At 47.2% G+C, this 18,686-nt stretch carries 10 protein-coding genes; 6 read left to right on the plus strand and 4 right to left on the minus strand.

Features of this window, described 5'->3' with window-relative positions:
* Positions 1-159: 159 nt before the first annotated feature.
* From JYB87_RS15525 to JYB87_RS15535, 3 genes are all read right to left on the minus strand, one after another.
* Positions 160-2,901, minus strand: coding sequence for a TonB-dependent receptor (locus tag JYB87_RS15525; RefSeq protein ID WP_207354356.1), 2,742 nt, complete (start codon positions 2,899-2,901; stop codon positions 160-162).
* Positions 2,902-3,714: 813 nt separating this feature from the next.
* Entirely contained in the window at positions 3,715-6,582 is a 2,868-nt protein-coding gene (locus tag JYB87_RS15530; RefSeq protein ID WP_324032271.1) for a TonB-dependent receptor, read from the minus strand.
* A gap of 818 nt (positions 6,583-7,400) precedes the next feature.
* Positions 7,401-10,220 carry a TonB-dependent receptor gene (locus JYB87_RS15535; RefSeq protein ID WP_207354357.1) on the minus strand — a complete coding sequence of 940 codons (2,820 nt, stop codon included), beginning with the start codon at positions 10,218-10,220 and terminating at the stop codon, positions 7,401-7,403.
* Between the two features lie 557 nt (positions 10,221-10,777).
* Between JYB87_RS15535 and JYB87_RS15540 the strand changes: the two genes are divergently transcribed.
* The 3 genes from JYB87_RS15540 to JYB87_RS15550 all read left to right on the plus strand — a co-directional run bounded on the left by JYB87_RS15540 (position 10,778) and on the right by JYB87_RS15550 (position 16,902).
* Positions 10,778-14,131, plus strand: a complete 3,354-nt coding sequence (locus tag JYB87_RS15540; RefSeq protein WP_207354358.1) for a LamG-like jellyroll fold domain-containing protein — start codon at positions 10,778-10,780, stop codon at positions 14,129-14,131.
* 258 nt (positions 14,132-14,389) lie between these two features.
* A complete protein-coding gene (locus JYB87_RS15545) occupies positions 14,390-15,343 on the plus strand; it encodes a glycoside hydrolase family 43 protein (RefSeq protein WP_207354359.1) in 954 nt (317 codons plus the stop codon).
* A gap of 17 nt (positions 15,344-15,360) precedes the next feature.
* Positions 15,361-16,902, plus strand: a complete 1,542-nt coding sequence (locus tag JYB87_RS15550) for an alpha-N-arabinofuranosidase (RefSeq protein ID WP_228729888.1) — start codon at positions 15,361-15,363, stop codon at positions 16,900-16,902.
* 123 nt (positions 16,903-17,025) lie between these two features.
* Here JYB87_RS15550 and JYB87_RS15555 read toward each other — a convergent pair whose 3' ends face one another.
* The gene (locus tag JYB87_RS15555) at positions 17,026-17,406 is read right to left on the minus strand and encodes a VOC family protein (RefSeq protein ID WP_207354360.1); all 381 of its coding nucleotides are present in this window, start codon (positions 17,404-17,406) and stop codon (positions 17,026-17,028) included.
* Between the two features lie 196 nt (positions 17,407-17,602).
* On the opposite strand from JYB87_RS15555, the gene JYB87_RS15560 reads away from it, so the two are divergent.
* From JYB87_RS15560 to JYB87_RS15570, 3 genes are all read left to right on the plus strand, one after another.
* Positions 17,603-17,884 carry a hypothetical protein gene (locus JYB87_RS15560; protein WP_207354361.1) on the plus strand — a complete coding sequence of 94 codons (282 nt, stop codon included), beginning with the start codon at positions 17,603-17,605 and terminating at the stop codon, positions 17,882-17,884.
* A gap of 29 nt (positions 17,885-17,913) precedes the next feature.
* Positions 17,914-18,261: a hypothetical protein gene (locus JYB87_RS15565; RefSeq protein ID WP_207354362.1), complete on the plus strand. Its 348-nt coding sequence runs from the start codon at positions 17,914-17,916 to the stop codon at positions 18,259-18,261.
* A 177-nt stretch (positions 18,262-18,438) separates the two neighbouring features.
* Positions 18,439-18,657, plus strand: a complete 219-nt coding sequence (locus JYB87_RS15570; protein ID WP_207354363.1) for a hypothetical protein — start codon at positions 18,439-18,441, stop codon at positions 18,655-18,657.
* Positions 18,658-18,686 lie beyond the last annotated feature (29 nt).

Below are 18,686 nucleotides of genomic sequence, written 5' to 3' on the forward strand. Positions count from 1 at the left end.
AATGATTTCCTCAGCCCATGAGATGGGTTTGCAACAGTGTTCACATATCAGAAAACTGCCATTTGGTGGGGGTTAAATCTAACAGGAATGCCGACGGTTGCCGAGTAATAAAAAACCCCGCAGCAGTGCGGGGTTTTTCAGATTTGAGCTAGGTCATCATTACATTGAGTAACGAATACCTAAACCGAAGGTGCGGCTATAGATAGAATTACTGAAGTTGAATACATCTTGGTCTTCATAGTATTGCTGGAACATTTCATTGGTGATGTTAGTTGCATCAAAGGTCACCACCAAGTCGTCAGTAACGTTATAGCTGAACTGGAAGTCCAAGCTCTGCTCTGGACGACGATATACACCACGTGGGTTTGCAAACAACGGCGCTTCATAAGCATTTAAGAATGCATCACGCCATACATAAGACAAACGCGCACTGTAATCTTCTTTTTCATAAATCAATACGGCACTGTATGAAGACTTAGACACGCCAAATACATCTCGAGTGGTATAACCGGTCAACGCACCTAATTCATCATAGTTAGGTAGGTCTTGGGATGAATCCAAGAACGTACCGCTTGCTTGGATACCAAAACCGTCTAGCCATGCTGGCACGTTTTCTAGGAAGTAAACGGCGCCGATTTCATAACCTTTCAATACCCCGTTAGAGGAGTTATCTGGCATGGTTACAATATAGGTTTCGTCATTGAACACCATACGACGCAGTGAGCTGTATACAAAGCCCTGAATATCACGGTAGAAGTAAGTACCATAAACTGAGCTACCTTCACCGAAATAGTATTCCAACGATAGGTCGTAGTTCTTAGATTCTACAGGTTTCAGATTAGCGTTACCGGCTGAACCAGTGCCATAGCCGATGTTAGTTACATCTGGAGACAAAAGAACATAGCTGTTCATCTGATCAAATTCAGGGCGGCGCAATGTCTCAGTATAAGCAAAGCGTAGTTGCAGGTCGTCGGTCAGATAATAGCGCGCAACCAAGTTAGGCAAAAATTTGCTACTGCTGTTAGTCACGTTTTGCAGTTCACCCGTGCCATCAACATCGAAGAAACCCAAATCTGCATCTGCCTTGCTATAACGCAGACCAATTTGACCATCAAGACGTTTACCAAACAGCGTTGTCTCAAAATCTGATTGGGCATACAAGGCCCAAGAGGTTTGTTCAACGTCGAAGGTTTGCGCGAGTTCTAAATCGGAAGAACCTGTAAAGCCATACAAGTCACGATACGCATCACGATTAGCCCACAACTCATAACCATTAATAGTTACCCATGAAGTAGGAATATCAGCTTCGCCATCGAAGAAGTTGCTATTGGTATGCAGCATGCTTGGGTCAAGTGCTGCCAAGCTCTGCTGATTATAACCTTCCTTCGTGCGAGTATAAGCCTCAGAGGTACGACGGTCATAGCGCAGACCTGCTTTAGCCTTGGTGAAAATGCCCCAATCGAGGTAAACATCGGCATCTAAGGTAAAGGTCAACGCATCACCTTTAGATTTATTACCCCGGTCGTACATTTGAGCTGTGTTCCACATAGCAGGATCTGCTACGTCAACAGTCTCACCACCTTCCCCTGTCAGTACGCCCCATGAAGGCACCCCGTCTTTATCGTTAAAATCAACTTCTACATACGGCAGTACGGTGTCGGTGCGCATTGCCAAGAAATCACTTTTAAATTCACTGGTTTGATAAACTACTTCAGACTTAAGGGTAGTGTTATCACCAAGATCCCATTTGCCGCCCAAGGCAAACATATAGCTATCCGTTTGGTTCTTAGTCAGGTCACCAGAAGTGAATGAGTAAGGGTTCCCTAATCCACGAGACTTAATAACGTTAGTCCCTTCATAGAACTCTGGCGCCGCGGCAGGTAGGTTGCCCCACCAGTCAACGAACGAGAACAAAATATTGTTGAAACTTTCGTTGCGATAACCGTTGTAGAAAGCTTCAAATACGTACTCAGAACTATCATTTGGTGCCCATTGTAATGATAAGTTCAGCGCTGGACGTTCGCGTTTACCAGTGTAGTCACTTTGGAAGATCGCATCACGAGACATCACATATTCAACTTCCTCACCAGTGCCGACCTGAGTAATGGTTGAGCCTGGGGCTGTTGATAAGCCACGTTCTAACCCCGGTTGCCAATCGTAACCATCAAGGAACATACGTTCTAGGTTATCGGCACGGAAAGGAACTACAGCACCAGGCGTTAAGTTCTGGTCACGATAGTTGGTACGGGCATAAGAAACGTTCAACAAGGCACCTACTTCACCGATTGAGCTATCCCAACGGTTACTGATCAAGGCACTGACGATTGGGTCAGTTTTTTCTGCTTGGTCTTGATAAACGCCACGCGCGTTCATCACAAATTTTGAACCTTCAAAGTTAAATGGACGTTGAGTACGTACATCTAACTGACCAGCAATACCACTTTCCAACTGGCTGGCAGAGCGTGTTTTATAAACTTCTACGGTTTCAAGCAGTGCAGCAGGAATGTCAGCAACCTGAAGCATGCGGCCGGCAGCAGTAAACATTTCGCGACCGTTAATGGTCGTGGTCACGTCTGTTAAACCGCGGATGGTGACATTGTTAACTTCGCCAGAAGCACGGTCAGTTACCTGCACACCGGTTACACGTTGCAATGCTTCAACTACGTTGTTGTCTGGGAATTTACCGATATCTTCGGCAACGATGGCGTCAACAACTTGCACGTTTTGACGCTTAAGGTTTACGGCTTTGTTCAAACTGCTACGAATACCGACAACCTGGATAACCTCCATATCATCAGTGGCTTGTTGTTCTTTGGTCGCTGCATCATTCTCAGCTGCAAACGCAACTTGACTAGACAACGCCAACAAAACAGCACTCGCTAGATAGGTCTGCTTAAACATCTGTTTGTTCTCCGGTAGTTATTATATGTGCCGGTAAGCCTTCAACCTCTCAATCCAACTTCCCGGTTATATCCCTTTCTCTTGCCGCTGCTAGTTGCCCCCAACGAAAGCCACAAGAGTTAAGATTATGTTATTCGAGTAAAATATTATTGTATGATTATTAGACTGTCAACGTTGCCGATCTCAATAGTTGATCGCAGATCGCACTTTGAATGGAAATTCTAAAACTCACACAAAAACAATAATATCCACATGTTTTATAAAGAAAATTTTTACACGAACTCAGATGCACAGAGGGAAAAATCAATCCATTAGACTAAGGTCTACACAACACTACGCTGTCATCGCCACCGGCATAAAAACATTAACATTTAATCAACATTCATTGATATTTCAGCACTTTTAGCCTGTAGATATTTGCGCTACAAAAATACAGTTTTCCTTTAATAACAAATAATTAAGATTAAATTCAGTATTGAAGATGATGCGATATAATGGTCAGAAAGCGTCCCAATTGGGTGGTCGAGGCAAGTGATACTTGCATTCTAAGAGTGTTAGCCAGATCAAACTTGCTTAACTCTTCATCTAATACTAATGCCTAATACTGTGCAGTTATCTATCCAAACGGAAAGCTAGATTTACAGCGAATGTTGCCATTAACGCCGCGCAAATTTCCGCATTTGTCACATCCCTTTTCGACAAAAAAGAGAGCACAACTGCGCAGCAGTGTGCTCTCTTTTTTGTGACGAGTTTAAGTGACTATCTTCAGTAACTAGATCCAGTATCTAGAGCCAGTCACTAACGTCAAACGTCTTAGAAGCTGTAACGTACCCCAAAGGCAAACGTGCGGCTGTATAAGCCAGTGCCATAGTTGTACATGTCTTCATATTCATAGTAGGACTGGAACAGTTCGTTGGTGATATTCGTGGCATCGAAGGTCACCACCAAGTCATCGGTCACGTTATAGCTTAGCGATAAATCTAAGCTCTTCTCTGGACGACGGTAGATACCACGAGGGCTGGCGAAGGTGGTGCCATCGTAGCCCGCCAAGAAAGCATCACGCCATACATAAGACAAACGCGCACTAAACGATTCTTTATCGTAAATCAGCACTGCACTGTACGACTTGTCAGACACGCCGAACATATCGCGGGTGTTGTAGCCGAGTAGTTCACCGGTCTCAGTATTAAACTGCGGAATATCTTGCGATGAATCTAAGAAGGTTGCGCTCAACTGAGTACCGATACCATCTAACCAGCTTGGCAAACCTTCTGGGAAGTAAACCGCCCCCAGCTCATAACCTTCTAGCTTACCGTTTGAGGTGTTACCTGGACGGCGCACAATATAGTCATACGCTTCAGTTTCACCCGGCTCAATATGATCGCGCTCCAACACCAATGAGTCATAGGTAAAGCCGTTAATATCACGACTGAACCAAGTGCCATAAACAGAGCTACCATTGCCGAAATAGTACTCTAAAGACAGGTCATAGTTTTTAGACTCAACTGGTTGCAGATCGGGGTTACCGCCCGCAGCGTTACCACGTGTTTCAGTTTGGTTAGTACCACCGGCTAAGTTTTTGGTGTATACCACGTTCGGGTTCAATTGGTTGAACTCAGGTTGGCGTAGCGTTTGGGTGTAAGCAAAACGCGCCACCAAATCATCGGTCAACCACAAACGGGCGATAAAGTTAGGCAGGAATTTATCATTGCTGCCGCTGCCGGTATCAGTGGCGGTAAGCACATTGGCTTCATTTGGAAGATCACTTTCATAGCGCATAAACTTCAAGTCGTTTTCGGTGCGGGTATAACGCACACCAATTTGACCATCGACACGTTTACCCAGCAGCTCAGTTTCATAGTCAGATTGGAAATAAGCTTCGTAGGTTTTTTCAGTGATATCGAACACTTTACGCAGCGCTAACTTATCCGCTGGCAAACCGAAGAATTCACGGTAATAAGCGCGATTAGCAAATAGGCTTGGGCCATGAGGCACAATCCAGCTGGTTGGCACATCACCTTCACCATCAAAGAAGTATGGATTGGCGTACGCCAACTCATCACTCAGCTGTTCGCCATCATGGTGAATATAGTTGCCGTTATCCACACCGCGAGTTTTGGTGGTTGCGCCACGGTTTTCGTAACGAATACCAAACTTGGCTTTGGTGAAGATGCTGTAATCGAGGTAATAGTCACCATCTAAGGTGAACTGAATTGAATCGCCTTGATCTTCGCCACCATTGTCGTACAAGGTGCCGTAATTCCACTGAGTTTGGGTCAAGTCAACGCGAGTCGCGTAGTCATTTTCCACAATCGCCCAACTTGGAATACCGCTACCATCATTAAAGTCGACTGCGACGTTTGGTAGGCCGATGGCATTAGCACGCATTGCGATAAAGTCAGTTTTGAACTTACTGGTTTGATACACCAGTTCAGACTTCAACTGCAGATCGGAAGAGATATCCCACTTGCCACCCAAAGCGAACACATAGCTATCGGTACTTTGTTTGGAATAGTCGCCAGAACTCCAAGCGGCAGGATTGGCGACAATACGAGATTTCACCACGTTAGTGCCATCGTAGAATTCCATTGGCGCATCATAGTCGAGGTTGCCCCACCAATCGGCATAGCTGAACAACATCGAGTTAAAGCTTTCGTTGCGATAACCGTTGTAGAAGGCTTCAAACAGATATTCTGAGGTATCGTTCGGCGCCCATTGCAGCGACAGGTTAACCGCGGGGCGATCACGCTTGCCGGTGTAGTCGTTTTGGAACACGGCATCGCGCGACAAAATGTACGGCACGCCTTGTTGGTAAACGTTGCCATCACCATCGGTTAAATCAAAGGTAGGCAACTCACCATTCGCGCCCAGTTGAAACGGCACGCCGTTATCCAATCCCATTGGCCAACCGCTAAACATCCGCTCATATTGGGTGCCAAAACCATGTTCACCCGCAGTCCCTGCGTAGAAAGGTACAACCGCACCTGATGTGACGTTTTGGTCACGATAGTTTGAACGGGTATAAGAGACGTTCAACAAGGCACCGACTTCACCAATGGATGAATCCCAACGATTGCTCAGTAGCGCACTTAGTGAAGGATCGGTTTTATCTGCTTGATCTGAGTAAACGCCGCGCGCGTTGACCACCACTTTAGCGCCATCGAAGTTAAATGGGCGATGGGTACGAATATCAATTTGGCCGGCCAAACCGCTGGCTAACTGACTGGCGCTACGGGTTTTGAACACTTCAACGCTTTCCAGCAGTGATGCTGGAATATCGGCAACAGCCACCTGCTGCCCTGCCGCAGTAAACATTTTGCGGCCGTTGACTGTAGTGGTGACGTCAGTCAAACCACGAATACTCACGGTATTCACTTCACCCGAGGCACGGTCAGTTACCTGCACCCCAGTGACCCGTTGCAGCGCTTCAACTACGTTGTTATCGGGGAATTTACCGATATCTTCGGCGACGATCGCATCAACCACCTGCACGTTTTGGCGCTTAAGGTTAACGGACTTATTAAGACTGCTACGAATACCGACCACTTGGATCACTTCGATATCGTCGGCGGCAGCTTGTTGAGTAGCTGCGTCAGCGGCGGCATCTTCCGCTGCATAAACGGCTTGGCTGCTGATCGCTAAAAAAATAGCGCTGGCCAATGTGGTGTGTTTAAACATCATTATTTGTCTCCGGTAGTTTTTATATCAACACCGGCAATCCCTTTCAGACACCCAATTAAGACTACCGGTATCTCTTAAACCTTCCCTGACAATTCTTTTGCCAATCGTTATTTAAAACCGATTTTGTAATTTTAATAAACAAAGGAACCTCAGTGACAAAAATCATATTGTATGATCATTAGTGAGTCAACGCCGGCTAATGGGGAGATTATTCAATATCGATCCCAGCTCTCACTTTTAGATCACTTAAATAATTTACGCGAAAGATATTTATTTAACTATATGTTTATATTGACTTTATAGCTCATATAAACCATAAATCTTAGATGTTAAATTCCAATCTTAAACAGATCAAATTTAACGTTGCAATAACAACTGCCGATATTTCATCCACAATCACAAACAACGCCACATGTAATTAAATTAACAATTTGGTAATAAAAATAAATTCAGCTGATAAAGTGAGCAACTTGCTTTCTATTTAAATCCCCCGATAACTCACTATCCAGATTGAAATATCTAAGGCTAACCGAGTCGCTTTATTAGCCCTAATGACACTGCCGAATAATCATGAGCATTTAACCAGCGCTCATCTCAAGCACCATGGCAGACATCCGCCAATAATTCGCATACCAAAAGCCATGAATGTGGCAGATTGGCCACAGCGCAATTGAGCAGCATCAGAAAAGAAGCTCAGATAACAGCGTGAAACCAACGCGCGAGGTAAACGATCAGTGGAACACTCAGCGATAGGGAAAATAAAAAGCCCCGAGGAATCTCGAGGCTTAGAAACATCGTTAAAACATTATCACGCTTGCTTAGAAGCTATAACGCATACCCAGTGAGAAAGTACGGGTGTAGATGTTGTTGGTACGGTTAAACAGGGTTGAATCTTCATAGTACTCTTGATAGATGTCATCCAGAATATTGGTGGCATCAAAGGTCACTACGAGATCATCACTCACGTTATAGCTCATTTGGAAGTCTAAGCTCTGTTCAGGCTTACGATAGATACCGCGAGGCATCGCAAAGCTCTTCGCATCGTAGCTGTTCAAGAACTTATCACGCCAAGTGTACGACAGACGGGTACTAAACACGTCTTTATCGTAAATCAACACTGCACTGTAAGAGCTCTTAGAAACTCCAAACAGTTCACGAGTCGTTGAACCAATTTGTTCACCGCTGTTTGCATCAAACTCTGGAATATCTTGCTCAGAGTCGAGGAAGGTTGCACTCAATTGCGCACCTAAACCATCCAAATAGCTAGGCAGATTTTCTGGGAAGTAGATAGAACCCACTTCATAACCAGTCAACTTACCGTTTGAGGTGTTGGCGGGTTGGCTCAGAATGTAGTTCTTAACTTCACCATCAACTTCACGGCTGATCATCCGTGATGAACTGAAGACGAAACCATCAATATCACGGCGGAAGTAGGTACCATAAACTGACGAACCAGAACCGAAGTAGTACTCCAATGAGAAGTCATAGTTCTTCGACGTGGTTGGTTTCAGATTTGGGTTACCACTCGACGCTTGACCAAAGCCAAGGTCAGTCAAATCTTCGGTGTAGCCTACCGCAGTACTGAAATCACCAAATGCTGGACGACGAATGGTTTCAGAGTACGCCAAACGTGCGACCACATCATCGGTCAACCAGTAACGTAACATCAGGTTCGGCATCAATTTAGAGCTGCTGTTGTCACCTGAGCTTGGGTCGATGTAATAATCACCGCCTTCTGCAGCACTATATTTCTTACGTTCACCAAAGTTCATCTCGGCTTTGGCGTGTTCATAACGTAAACCAATCTGACCATCTAGGGTCTTACCAAACAGCTGAGTTTCAAAATCACTCTGAATATAAGCGTCATAGGATTTTTCGCTGATATCATAGTTTTGGTACATCGCCAACGCGGCAGGATTGGCTTCGTAGAGCGCTTCGATTTCGCTGCGATGTGAATAGAGGTAGTTACCATCAGGCAGAATCCACTCTGTTGGTACATCGCCGCGACCTTCATAGAAACCGCTTACGGTGGTGAACATGTCAGGGTCAAGGTCGGTATACGCGATATTTTTCGCTAATGAGCCAGCATCATACAGATTGTGTTTAGCACCACGATCTTCATAACGCACACCAAATTTCATCTTGGTGAAGATGCCCCAATCGAGATAGTAATCACCGTCTAAGGTCCAAGCGACAGAATCACCTTCATCCTTAGTACCGCTGTCATACAGCTCTGCAGTTTGCCACAAGGCCGCTTGGGTGATATCAGATTCATCAATAGCTGTGCTTGGGTCATCCAAATAGCTCCATGCAGGAACGCCACCGCTTGAAGCGTTATAGTCGATATCTACACCGTAAAAACGCCCTGCATTGGCACTGATACCACGCATCGCGAGGAAGTTAGATTTGTAGGTACTGGTTTGATAAACCACTTCTGATTTCAGCGATACATCACCCAATTCCCATTTACCGCCCAGCGCAAATACGTAGCTGTCGGTTGAGTTATGGCTGTGGTCAGCACTGCTAAAACCACCCACATTGTAAGAAGTTCGCGACTTGACTACGTTGGTGCCGTCATACAATTCAATCCCGTTGGCAACCACTTGGTCCCAATTGGCATTACTATCGACGTTACTGAACAACATAGAGTTAGCGCTATCGTTGCGATAACCGTTGTAGAACGCTTCAAACAGATACTCAGAAGTATCGGTTGGTGCCCATTGCAGTGACAGGTTCAATGCTGGACGAGTACGTTCACCAGAGTTGCTATTTTGGAATACCGCATCACGCATCAACAAATAAGGAACACCCGTACCATCAGTGGTGGTCGCCCCGTAGGTGGTGTCCATGCCGTGTGCCAAACCGCGCGTCCAATATGCATCGCTAATTTGGTGGCCGTCTTCTGCTGAATAAGGCAGTGACGCACCTGGCGCCACACTTTGGTCGTTATAATTGGTTCGGATATATGAAACGTTTAACAGTGCACCAACTTCACCGAGGCTGGTGTCCCAGCGGTTACTGGCTAAGGCACTGAAAGCCGGATCGATTTTGTCTGGCTGATCAGAGTACACGCCTTTGGCAGCCATGCTGACTTTGCTGCCTTCAAAATCAAATGGACGATGGGTGCGGATATCAATTTGTCCAGCAATACCGCTACCGACTTGAGATGATGAACGGGTTTTAAAGACTTCAACACTACCCAGCAACGCCGCAGGTACGTCAGCAATCGCCACTTGGCGGCCTGCTGCGGTAAAGATTTGGCGACCGTTGACTGTGGTCGTTACATCGGTCAAACCACGAATACTGACGGTGTTCACTTCACCAGAAGCGCGGTCAGTAACTTGCACGCCGGTCACGCGTTGCAAAGCTTCGACTACGTTGTTATCTGGAAACTTACCTACGTCTTCCGCCACAATGGCATCAACCACTTGCACGTTTTGACGCTTGAGGTTGACTGACTTGTTCAAACTGCTACGAATACCGACGACCTGAATCACTTCGATATCTTCAGCACTGGTGGCTTGTTGTTCCGCGGTCGCGGTTTGTTGTGCTTCTGGTAGTTCATCTTCTGCAGCGTATAGCGCATGACTCGTCAAGGCCACAAAGATGGCACTTGCCAGATATGTTTGCTTAAACATCTGTTTCATCTCCGGTAGTTTCGTTACCGCCCGCTTCTCAACACCCCTGAAACGTGCGGTCTTAATATCCATATTTCTAGTCTTTACATTTCCCCAAACGCTCGACGACAAAATATAGAATCAATGGTCAAATTAAATCATATTGTATGACTTATGTTAGTTCAACTAATAAACATAGATTTACGCAAGCTAGATCTCACTTTTATAAATATGTTGCGTAAATCGATAAAGACCGCAAATCTAGCAGGTTAAAATAATAAATCGATAAAATATCAATTAGTTGTATATATTTTCAGCGTCAAAAAAATCGTACGACAGCGGGGTTTAATGCAAGTTGCACTCGCTATCCATCAGCTGCGGTTTTGTCAATTTGCCTAATTTTCTGCGTTAATCGCCTCAGCAAAACCAGTGAGGTGCATAACAAAAATTAGAGCTGGGTACACAAACTACTACTTTTGGGACTATTTTTATACTACTGTCGTATTGTATGATAAAATGGCTTTTGGCATTTTAAGACAAAATAACTATCAAGTGATTAACCAAAAGGATTGATTCTTATGGTATTTCAACGCTCACTCGTGTCGTTGGGGATAGTACTAGCACTGGCATCCTGTGGGGGGAATGACAGTGACCACGGTACAAATGACACAAATACATTTGCAGTTCCAGATCCCGTTACCGTAGCTGATCCCACCCTTGCGGGTGAAGTAAGTTACACCAATGTCTCTGTGCACGACCCTTCAATTATTAAAGACACAGATGGCACCTACTATGTATTTGGCTCTCACCTGGCCTATGCAAAATCCACTGACCTGATGAACTGGGAACAGTTGTCTCGTGACGGTGTTGCCAGCAGCACGTTGTTCCAAGATTCATACGCAGCGCAAGTGCCAGAGGGGCTTGACTGGGTCGGTGGCTATGTTGGTTCTTGGGCGCCAGACGTCAAAATACTTGGCGATGGTAAATACCATTTCTTCTTTGATCACTGTGCTGGTAACGGTGCAGATGGTAGCGCCTGTTGGCGTCGTTCCTATCTGGGTGTAGCCACCGCAGATAGCATCACTGGCCCTTATACCAGTGAAGGCATTTTCCTCTACTCTGACCAACGTGCCGATGAAGAGGATAAACTGCCCGATGGCGCAACAGCACCTTATAATGGTGCGACCAATCCTAACGCCATTGACCCAGCGGTATTTAACGATGCCGACGGCGGCCTGTGGATGACCTATGGTTCTTACTCAGGTGGTATTTTTGTCCTGCAGTTAGATCCTGACACAGGTAAGCCACTGCCAGGCCAAGGCTTTGGTACCCACGTGGTCGGCGGTAACTTTGAGCCAGTAGAAGGTTCCTATGTTATCTACAGCCCTGAAACTAAGTACTACTACATGTTTATGTCATTCGCCGGCTTCGACCAAAACGGCGGTTATAACATTCGTGTAGCACGTGCAACCTCACCGAATGGCCCTTACTTGGATGCCAAAGGTCAGGACATGGTGGAAGCTGCGATTGCTGGTCCAGATAACCTTGAGCTGCTTGGCGACTATGGTGTGAAACTGATGGGTGGTTTCCTGTTTGACGCCAATACAGGTGATGCAGGTACTGACCACGGTTATATGTCTCCAGGGCACAACTCTGCGTTCTACGATGCTGAAACTGGCAAATACTTCTTAGTGTTCCACACCCGCTTCCCTGGTCGCGGTGAAGGCCATGAAGTACGCGTGCATGAAATGTTCATGAATGCCGACGGTTGGCTCGTTGCTTCGCCACACCGTTATGCGCCAATCAGCGGCGACAATGTGGTGGATGAAATCGATGTTACTGGCTCGTACCAGTTCATTGACCAGAGCAATGACAACAATAAAACGGTGCATAGCTCTAGCTATATCACCCTCAAGCGCACTTGGACCAACCGTGGTGATGTGACTGGCGCCTACACAGGTCGCTATGAAACTGATGACGACCACCATATCACCCTGACGTTGGATGGCTTAGGCACCTACGAAGGTGTGGTTGAATGGCAATACAACGACAATATTGGCCAGTTAGTGCCAGTATTTACTGCGATTTCAACTGATGGTGCGACTGTCTGGGGCTCTAAACTGCCCGTCAGCGATACCGCACAAGCAATCAGCAACATTGCTGCAGCAATCAACCTGCCAGAAAGCACAACCACTAACTTAGATTTAGTGACCATGGGTACCATGGGCGCGACTATTAGCTGGTCATCTTCAAACCCAGCGATTGTAAGCGCCAATGGCAGCGTGGTTCGTCCAGCGCCAGGTAGCGGTGATGCAACCGTCACCTTGACTGCATCAATCACCCTGAATGGTCAAACCGTTACTCATGAGTACACGGTGACTATCCCTGCTCGCTACGAATACAACCGCGTAGCCAACTACAGCTTCGATGGTAGCTTAAGTGACAGTTTAGCCAACAAAGCTGATGGTACTTATGTACTGCAAGCCATGGCAGCTGCTGAAGGCACACCTAGCTTCGCTGCAGGTCAAGAAGGACAAGCGCTGGCACTGGATGGTACTTACGGTATCAAACTGCCTGATGGCCTGATTGATAGCTACGAATACACTGTGTCTTTGTGGATGAAAGGTAACGCCTTCACCACTCACACGCCTGTATTCTATGCTGCAAAAACCAATAGCTCTTGGGCAAGCTTAGTACCACGTGCTTGGGACTCTAACATCATGGTGTGGAGTAACAACGATGGTGCTTGGTATGACGGTAGAACCATGCAGCCAGCAACCGCTGGTCAATGGACGCACTTAGCCTACTCTGTTAACCACGGTGTGATTAAGATCTATGTTGATGGTGAAGAGCGCTACTCAGGCGGTAACTTCCCAGATCTTTACACCAATGTAGCAGGCACATTTGCTTTGGGTGTTAACTTCTTTGCTGATGCACCGTTTAACGGCGATGTTGATGAACTGAAGATCTACGATGCCGCATTAAGTGCTGCCGAGATCAAAGCGCTGGATATCGACCACTTGGACGCAGCTGCATTGCTACAATCAGCGGTTGAGCAACTGGATTTGGGTGACACGACTGCAGTGACTGAGAACCTAAATCTGGCCGCGTTTGGCCCATATGCATCACAAGTGAGTTGGGTATCAGCTAACCCTTCATTGGTTTCGAATGGCGGTATCGTCACTCGTCCAACGGAAGCACAAGGCGACCAAACCACCACGTTAACGGCCACGATTACACTGGCTGGCGCAACGGCGACCAAAGAGTTCACCGTAACGGTACGTTCAATGGCAGCACCTACGCCACTGGCTGAGTTCAACTTTGATGCGGATGACTTGTCAGATGCACAAGGCAACTTTGCTGCGGGCAGTGTGACTGGCGCGTTGATTGGAACCACTGGCGGCGCAGTAACTTATGCTGACGGTGCTGTCGGTCATGCCTTGGTACTGGATGGTAGCTCAGGCGTACAACTGCCAAACAACATTCTGGATGACAACACCTACAGTATTTCACTGTGGCTGAATCCGAAAGAGTTGAGCATGTACACCACCGCACTGTTTGGTTATGCCTCAAACAACAGCTGGATCAGTATCCTGCCTAACGGTAACTCCGCAGTGGGTGGTAATACCATGGTGTGGTCAGGTAACGCTTGGTATGACGCAGGCACTACAGGTCAAATCCCTGTGGATACTTGGTCACATCTGGTGATGGTACTGAATGGCGGCAGCTTGAAGATCTATGTTAACGGTGAAGAGCAGTTCTCTGGCACTGGCTTCCCTAACATCTTCGGCAACGCAGCATCCCCTGGCTTCGCCTTGGGTGTGAACTTCTGGGATACCCCATACAAAGGGATGATCGACGAAGTGCAGTTCTTTGATAACGCCATTAGCGCTGACGATGTGCAGCTGCTCTATCGCGAAGGTCTGAACTAAACTTTAGTCGTAAGCCAAAAAGCCATGCCGTTCGGCATGGCTTTTTTGTCTTTGAAAGCAACACACTAGCAAGCTGTGTAAGGGATCACAGTTAACTGCACTCAGCTCACGAACCACCACCGCAACCGTTGACATTTGCCGCTATTTCCCAATAATTGTATTACAATAATATTTACCCAGAAAAGTTGCAGCGTAGTTGTGCGGGGGAATGACAGACACTACTGCCTGTGAACATTTGCATAAGCCAAAGGAATCATAATGCGCAAAACATTACCTTTTTTGATTGCCTCAGCCTTGCTTACTAGCACCGCTGTACAGGCTCAAAATCCGCTGTTTAATGATGTTTTCACTGCAGACCCCGCAGCCTTGGTTGATGGCGATACCGTCTATCTCTACACCGGCCACGATGAAGCCCCTAACAACAACGTGTTCTTTGAAATGCACGATTGGTTAGCCTTCTCCAGTAAAGATATGAAAACTTGGACCCCACATGGTCCAATCATGAAAGCGATTGATTTTAAATGGGCGACTGGCCAAGCATGGGCAGCGCACATGATCAAACGCAACAACAAATACTATTTCTTTGTGACTGTACGTCACGATGAAACCCATCCTGGCTTTGCCGTGGGTGTGGCGGTGGCTGACTCGCCACTTGGCCCGTTCAAAGATGCGATTGGCCATGCACTGATCACCAACGACATGACCACTCAAACCAAGAACGATTGGGACGATATCGACCCAGCCATCTTCATCGATGATGACGGCCAAGCCTATATGTTCTTCGGTAACTTAGTACCAAAATACGTCAAGCTGAAAGAGAACATGATTGAGCTTGATGGCGAGATCAAAGTGGTCGACGTACCGAACTACACCGAAGCATCATGGGTGCATAAAAAAGGCGATAACTACTACTACTCATATGCCTGTGAGTTCCCAGAGAAAATCTGTTACGCCATGAGCAAAAACATCAATGGCCCATGGGAATACAAAGGCATTTTGAACGAGATCGCCGGTAACAGTGAAACCAATCACCAGTCGATTATCGACTTTAAAGGCCAAGGTTACTTTATCTACCACAACGGCTCAGTACCGCCGTTGAATGGTCAAGAAAGTGGTGGTCGTTTCCGTCGCTCAGTGTGTGTCGATGAGTTGAACTACAACCCAGACGGCACCATCAAGCGCATCATCATGACCAGCGAAGGTATTCAGTAACCATAAGGACTTGGCCCATGACCCAGATTAAACCCAAATTACTCGCGTTAGCTGTCGCGGCATTATTACCAGTAATGGCACAAGCCCATCAGGTCAGCATTCAAGTGGATGCCAGCCAACAAGGGCCGGTGATCAACCGCGATATCTACGGCCAATTTGCCGAGCATTTAGGCCATGGGATTTATGGCGGTTTATGGGTCGGTAAAGACTCAACTATTCCAAACACCAAAGGCTTTCGTAACGACGTACTGCAAGCGCTAAAAGCGATCAAGGTGCCGTTAGTGCGTTGGCCCGGTGGCTGTTTTGCCGATGAATATCATTGGCGTGAAGGGATCGGTGCCCAGAATGAGCGACCAACTAAAGTGAATACCCACTGGGGCGGCGTTGAAGAAACCAACGCTGTGGGCACTCACGAATTTTTTGACTTGGTCGAATTGCTGGGCGCCGAAGCCTACATCAACGGTAACTTAGGCACAGGTACGCCACAGGAGATGGCCGAGTGGTTGGAGTATATGACCTCCGACAAAAACTCCAGCCTCGCCAATGAGCGCCGCGCCAATGGCCGTGAAGCACCGTTTGAAATCGCCTACTTTGGCGTGGGTAACGAAGCCTGGGGCTGCGGTGGCAATATGCGTCCTGAGTACTACTCAGATCTGTATCGTCACTACGCCACCTTCTTAAAAACCCCGCCGGGCAAAATGCCTAAATTGGTGGCCAGCGGTGGTGATACCTCAGATACCAAATGGACTGACGTCCTCAGCAGCCATATTCCGCTGCGAATGATGGACGGCATCAGCTACCATTTTTATACCCTGCCCAAAGACGACTGGCAGGATAAAGGCGATGCCTTGAACTTCAGCGAACATGAGTGGTTTACCACCATGGAACGCACCTATCGCATGGAAAAATACGTGACCGACAACATCGCCAAACTGGACAAAAACGATCCAGACGGCAAGCTCGGTTTCTACGTGGATGAATGGGGCACTTGGTTTAACCCAGAGCCCGGCCGTGAACCCGGCTTCCTCTACCAACAAAACTCCATGCGTGATGCGGTGGTTGCCGCGGTCAACTTCAACATCTTCCATGAGCATGCTGATCGCGTCCGTATGACCAGTATCGCCCAGATGGTGAACGTGCTGCAGGCGATGATCCTCACCGACGACGACAAAATGGTACTAACACCGACCTACCATGTGTATGACATGTACAAGGTGTTCCAAGATGCCACCAGCATTCCATTCACTATCAAGGCGGATAAATACGCCGAAGAGGGTAAGAGTGTGCCTGCGGTGACAGCATCTGTGGCCAAAGGTACTGATGGCAAACTTTATCTGGCACTGGTCAACTTAGATCCGTCTGAGTCAGCCAGCGTCAAACTCGCACTTAAAGGTGTCAAAGCCAGCAAAGCGGTCGGACAAATCCTTACCGCCGACAAAATGGATGCCCATAACAGCTTTGATAAACCTTCGCAGGTAAAACCTGCCCGTTACAGTTCTTCCCTGGATGAGCTTTCACTGCCAGCTAAATCAGTGGTGGTGGCCGAGCTTATCCCCTAAAACTTAGTGTCCGCATTGCCGAAAGGGTCGGGGAATCGTTTGATTCCCCATTTTTTTGGCCAAATTTAGCCGCTGTTACTCATGAGTTGGCCTTGGTGGACGCCACGACAGGTTACCTTGCAATTACTGTCCCGCTGGCGGTTGCCACAACTCCACTTTATTGCCATCGCAATCGAGCACCCAACCAAATTTGCCAAATTCTGATGACTCAGTTTCATCCAGCACCTCACAGCCTTCAGCACGCAGTGCCGCCAGTAGTTGCTCCAGATCCGCAACCCGAAAGTTGAGCATAAACGGCACATTGCTCGGCGCCATTTTGTCAGAATCAGCCGCAAACACACTCCAGATGGTCATGCCCGGCGCACTGCCCTCGCCGCCCCACTGAAATACCGCCCCGCCCCAATCGGCCACATCTAAGCCAAGATGATCGCGATACCAGTTAGCGATCCGCTGCGGATCGGCCGATTTAAAGAAAATACCGCCAATTCCTGTTACCCGTTGCATAGCATCGCCTCCATGATGTTTAAGACGCTGTATCTATAATGTTAAAAGCCAGTCTCGATGGTGTTTAAAGCCAGTCTCGATGACGTTTTCAAGTGAGTCTGCCGCGCCCGCCCCACTCATCGGCCAGTCGCCCAGCATTTATCAGCTAAAACTCAAGCTAACGGCCTATCTATAGCATTGCTAAGTCGCTACGCCAATGAGATATGACGCCATTGTCATTGTCATTGTCATTGTCATTGCCATTGCTATTGCTATTGCTATTGCTATTGCTATTGCTATTGTCATCGTCAGAGCAGCGCACGGCGACCAATACTCAATCAAGCCAAACATGGGTGGCGCGGTTGTTCGGCCATCAGCGTTGCCCTGCATGCAATCAATTCTGGCGCACGCGAACACGCAATTATTTGGCCAAAATACTTATGATGAAATCGAGTTAGCGTTAGCCATTGACCCAGTTAGCCCGATACGACAAAGTTAACGCTCCTTTGATGATGCATGGAATAATTTATGGCAATGGATGACTGCGAGTGCATGCAGCCACGTCAGCTTGCGTGTGAAAGCCAAGGCGAATTTATTGGTGTTGATATGAGCAACAGTCGCTACGGCGATGTATGGCGCTATCAATGCCCACAATGCCAGCAACAATGGTTGTTCTACCGCGTAGAATATCCGTCATTCAGCCAATCTGGCCGATGGTTTCGCGCCTTATTGGATGCGTCGCTTGCCCTCGACAGCATTACACCCGCCGATGCCGAAACCCTGCTTAACCGTGCCAGCTACCGCATCGTCGGCGGCAGCTATTATCAGTCAGCTGGCATCGTTATTCGTGGTGAAACTACTCTGCCGTTTGATTAAGCCTGCCGTTTGGTTACAGCTCTCTCCCGTTTGATTAACCAACCTTGCAGGTCAACAACTCAGCACCCAGCCCAATGCCAGCGCGCGGCACAACCACGTTATTGGCACTTTAATCAGCGCCTATTCGGAGTACACTGAATACGAGAATTTGCCCAGCAAACGCGATAGGGAAGCACCATGGTATTGATCGAAATTGTTGTCATCATCATCGTCGGCTTAATCATCTTTAAATTCATTGATGGATACAGCCAACAAAAGGCTGCCGCCAGTGAAATCGCCGAGCAGAATCAGCGCTTGCAACAAGAGTTAGATGATATTAAAGCGCGATTGCGTAACCTTGAGAGTATCGTGATTGATGATGATTTTGATATTAAAAGGAAAATGAAGGATTTATAGCTGCGAACGCAGCTGAGGTTTTGGCTGAC

This window comes from Shewanella avicenniae (assembly GCF_017354945.1).
In the GTDB taxonomy this organism is placed as follows: Bacteria; Pseudomonadota; Gammaproteobacteria; order Enterobacterales; family Shewanellaceae; genus Shewanella; species Shewanella avicenniae.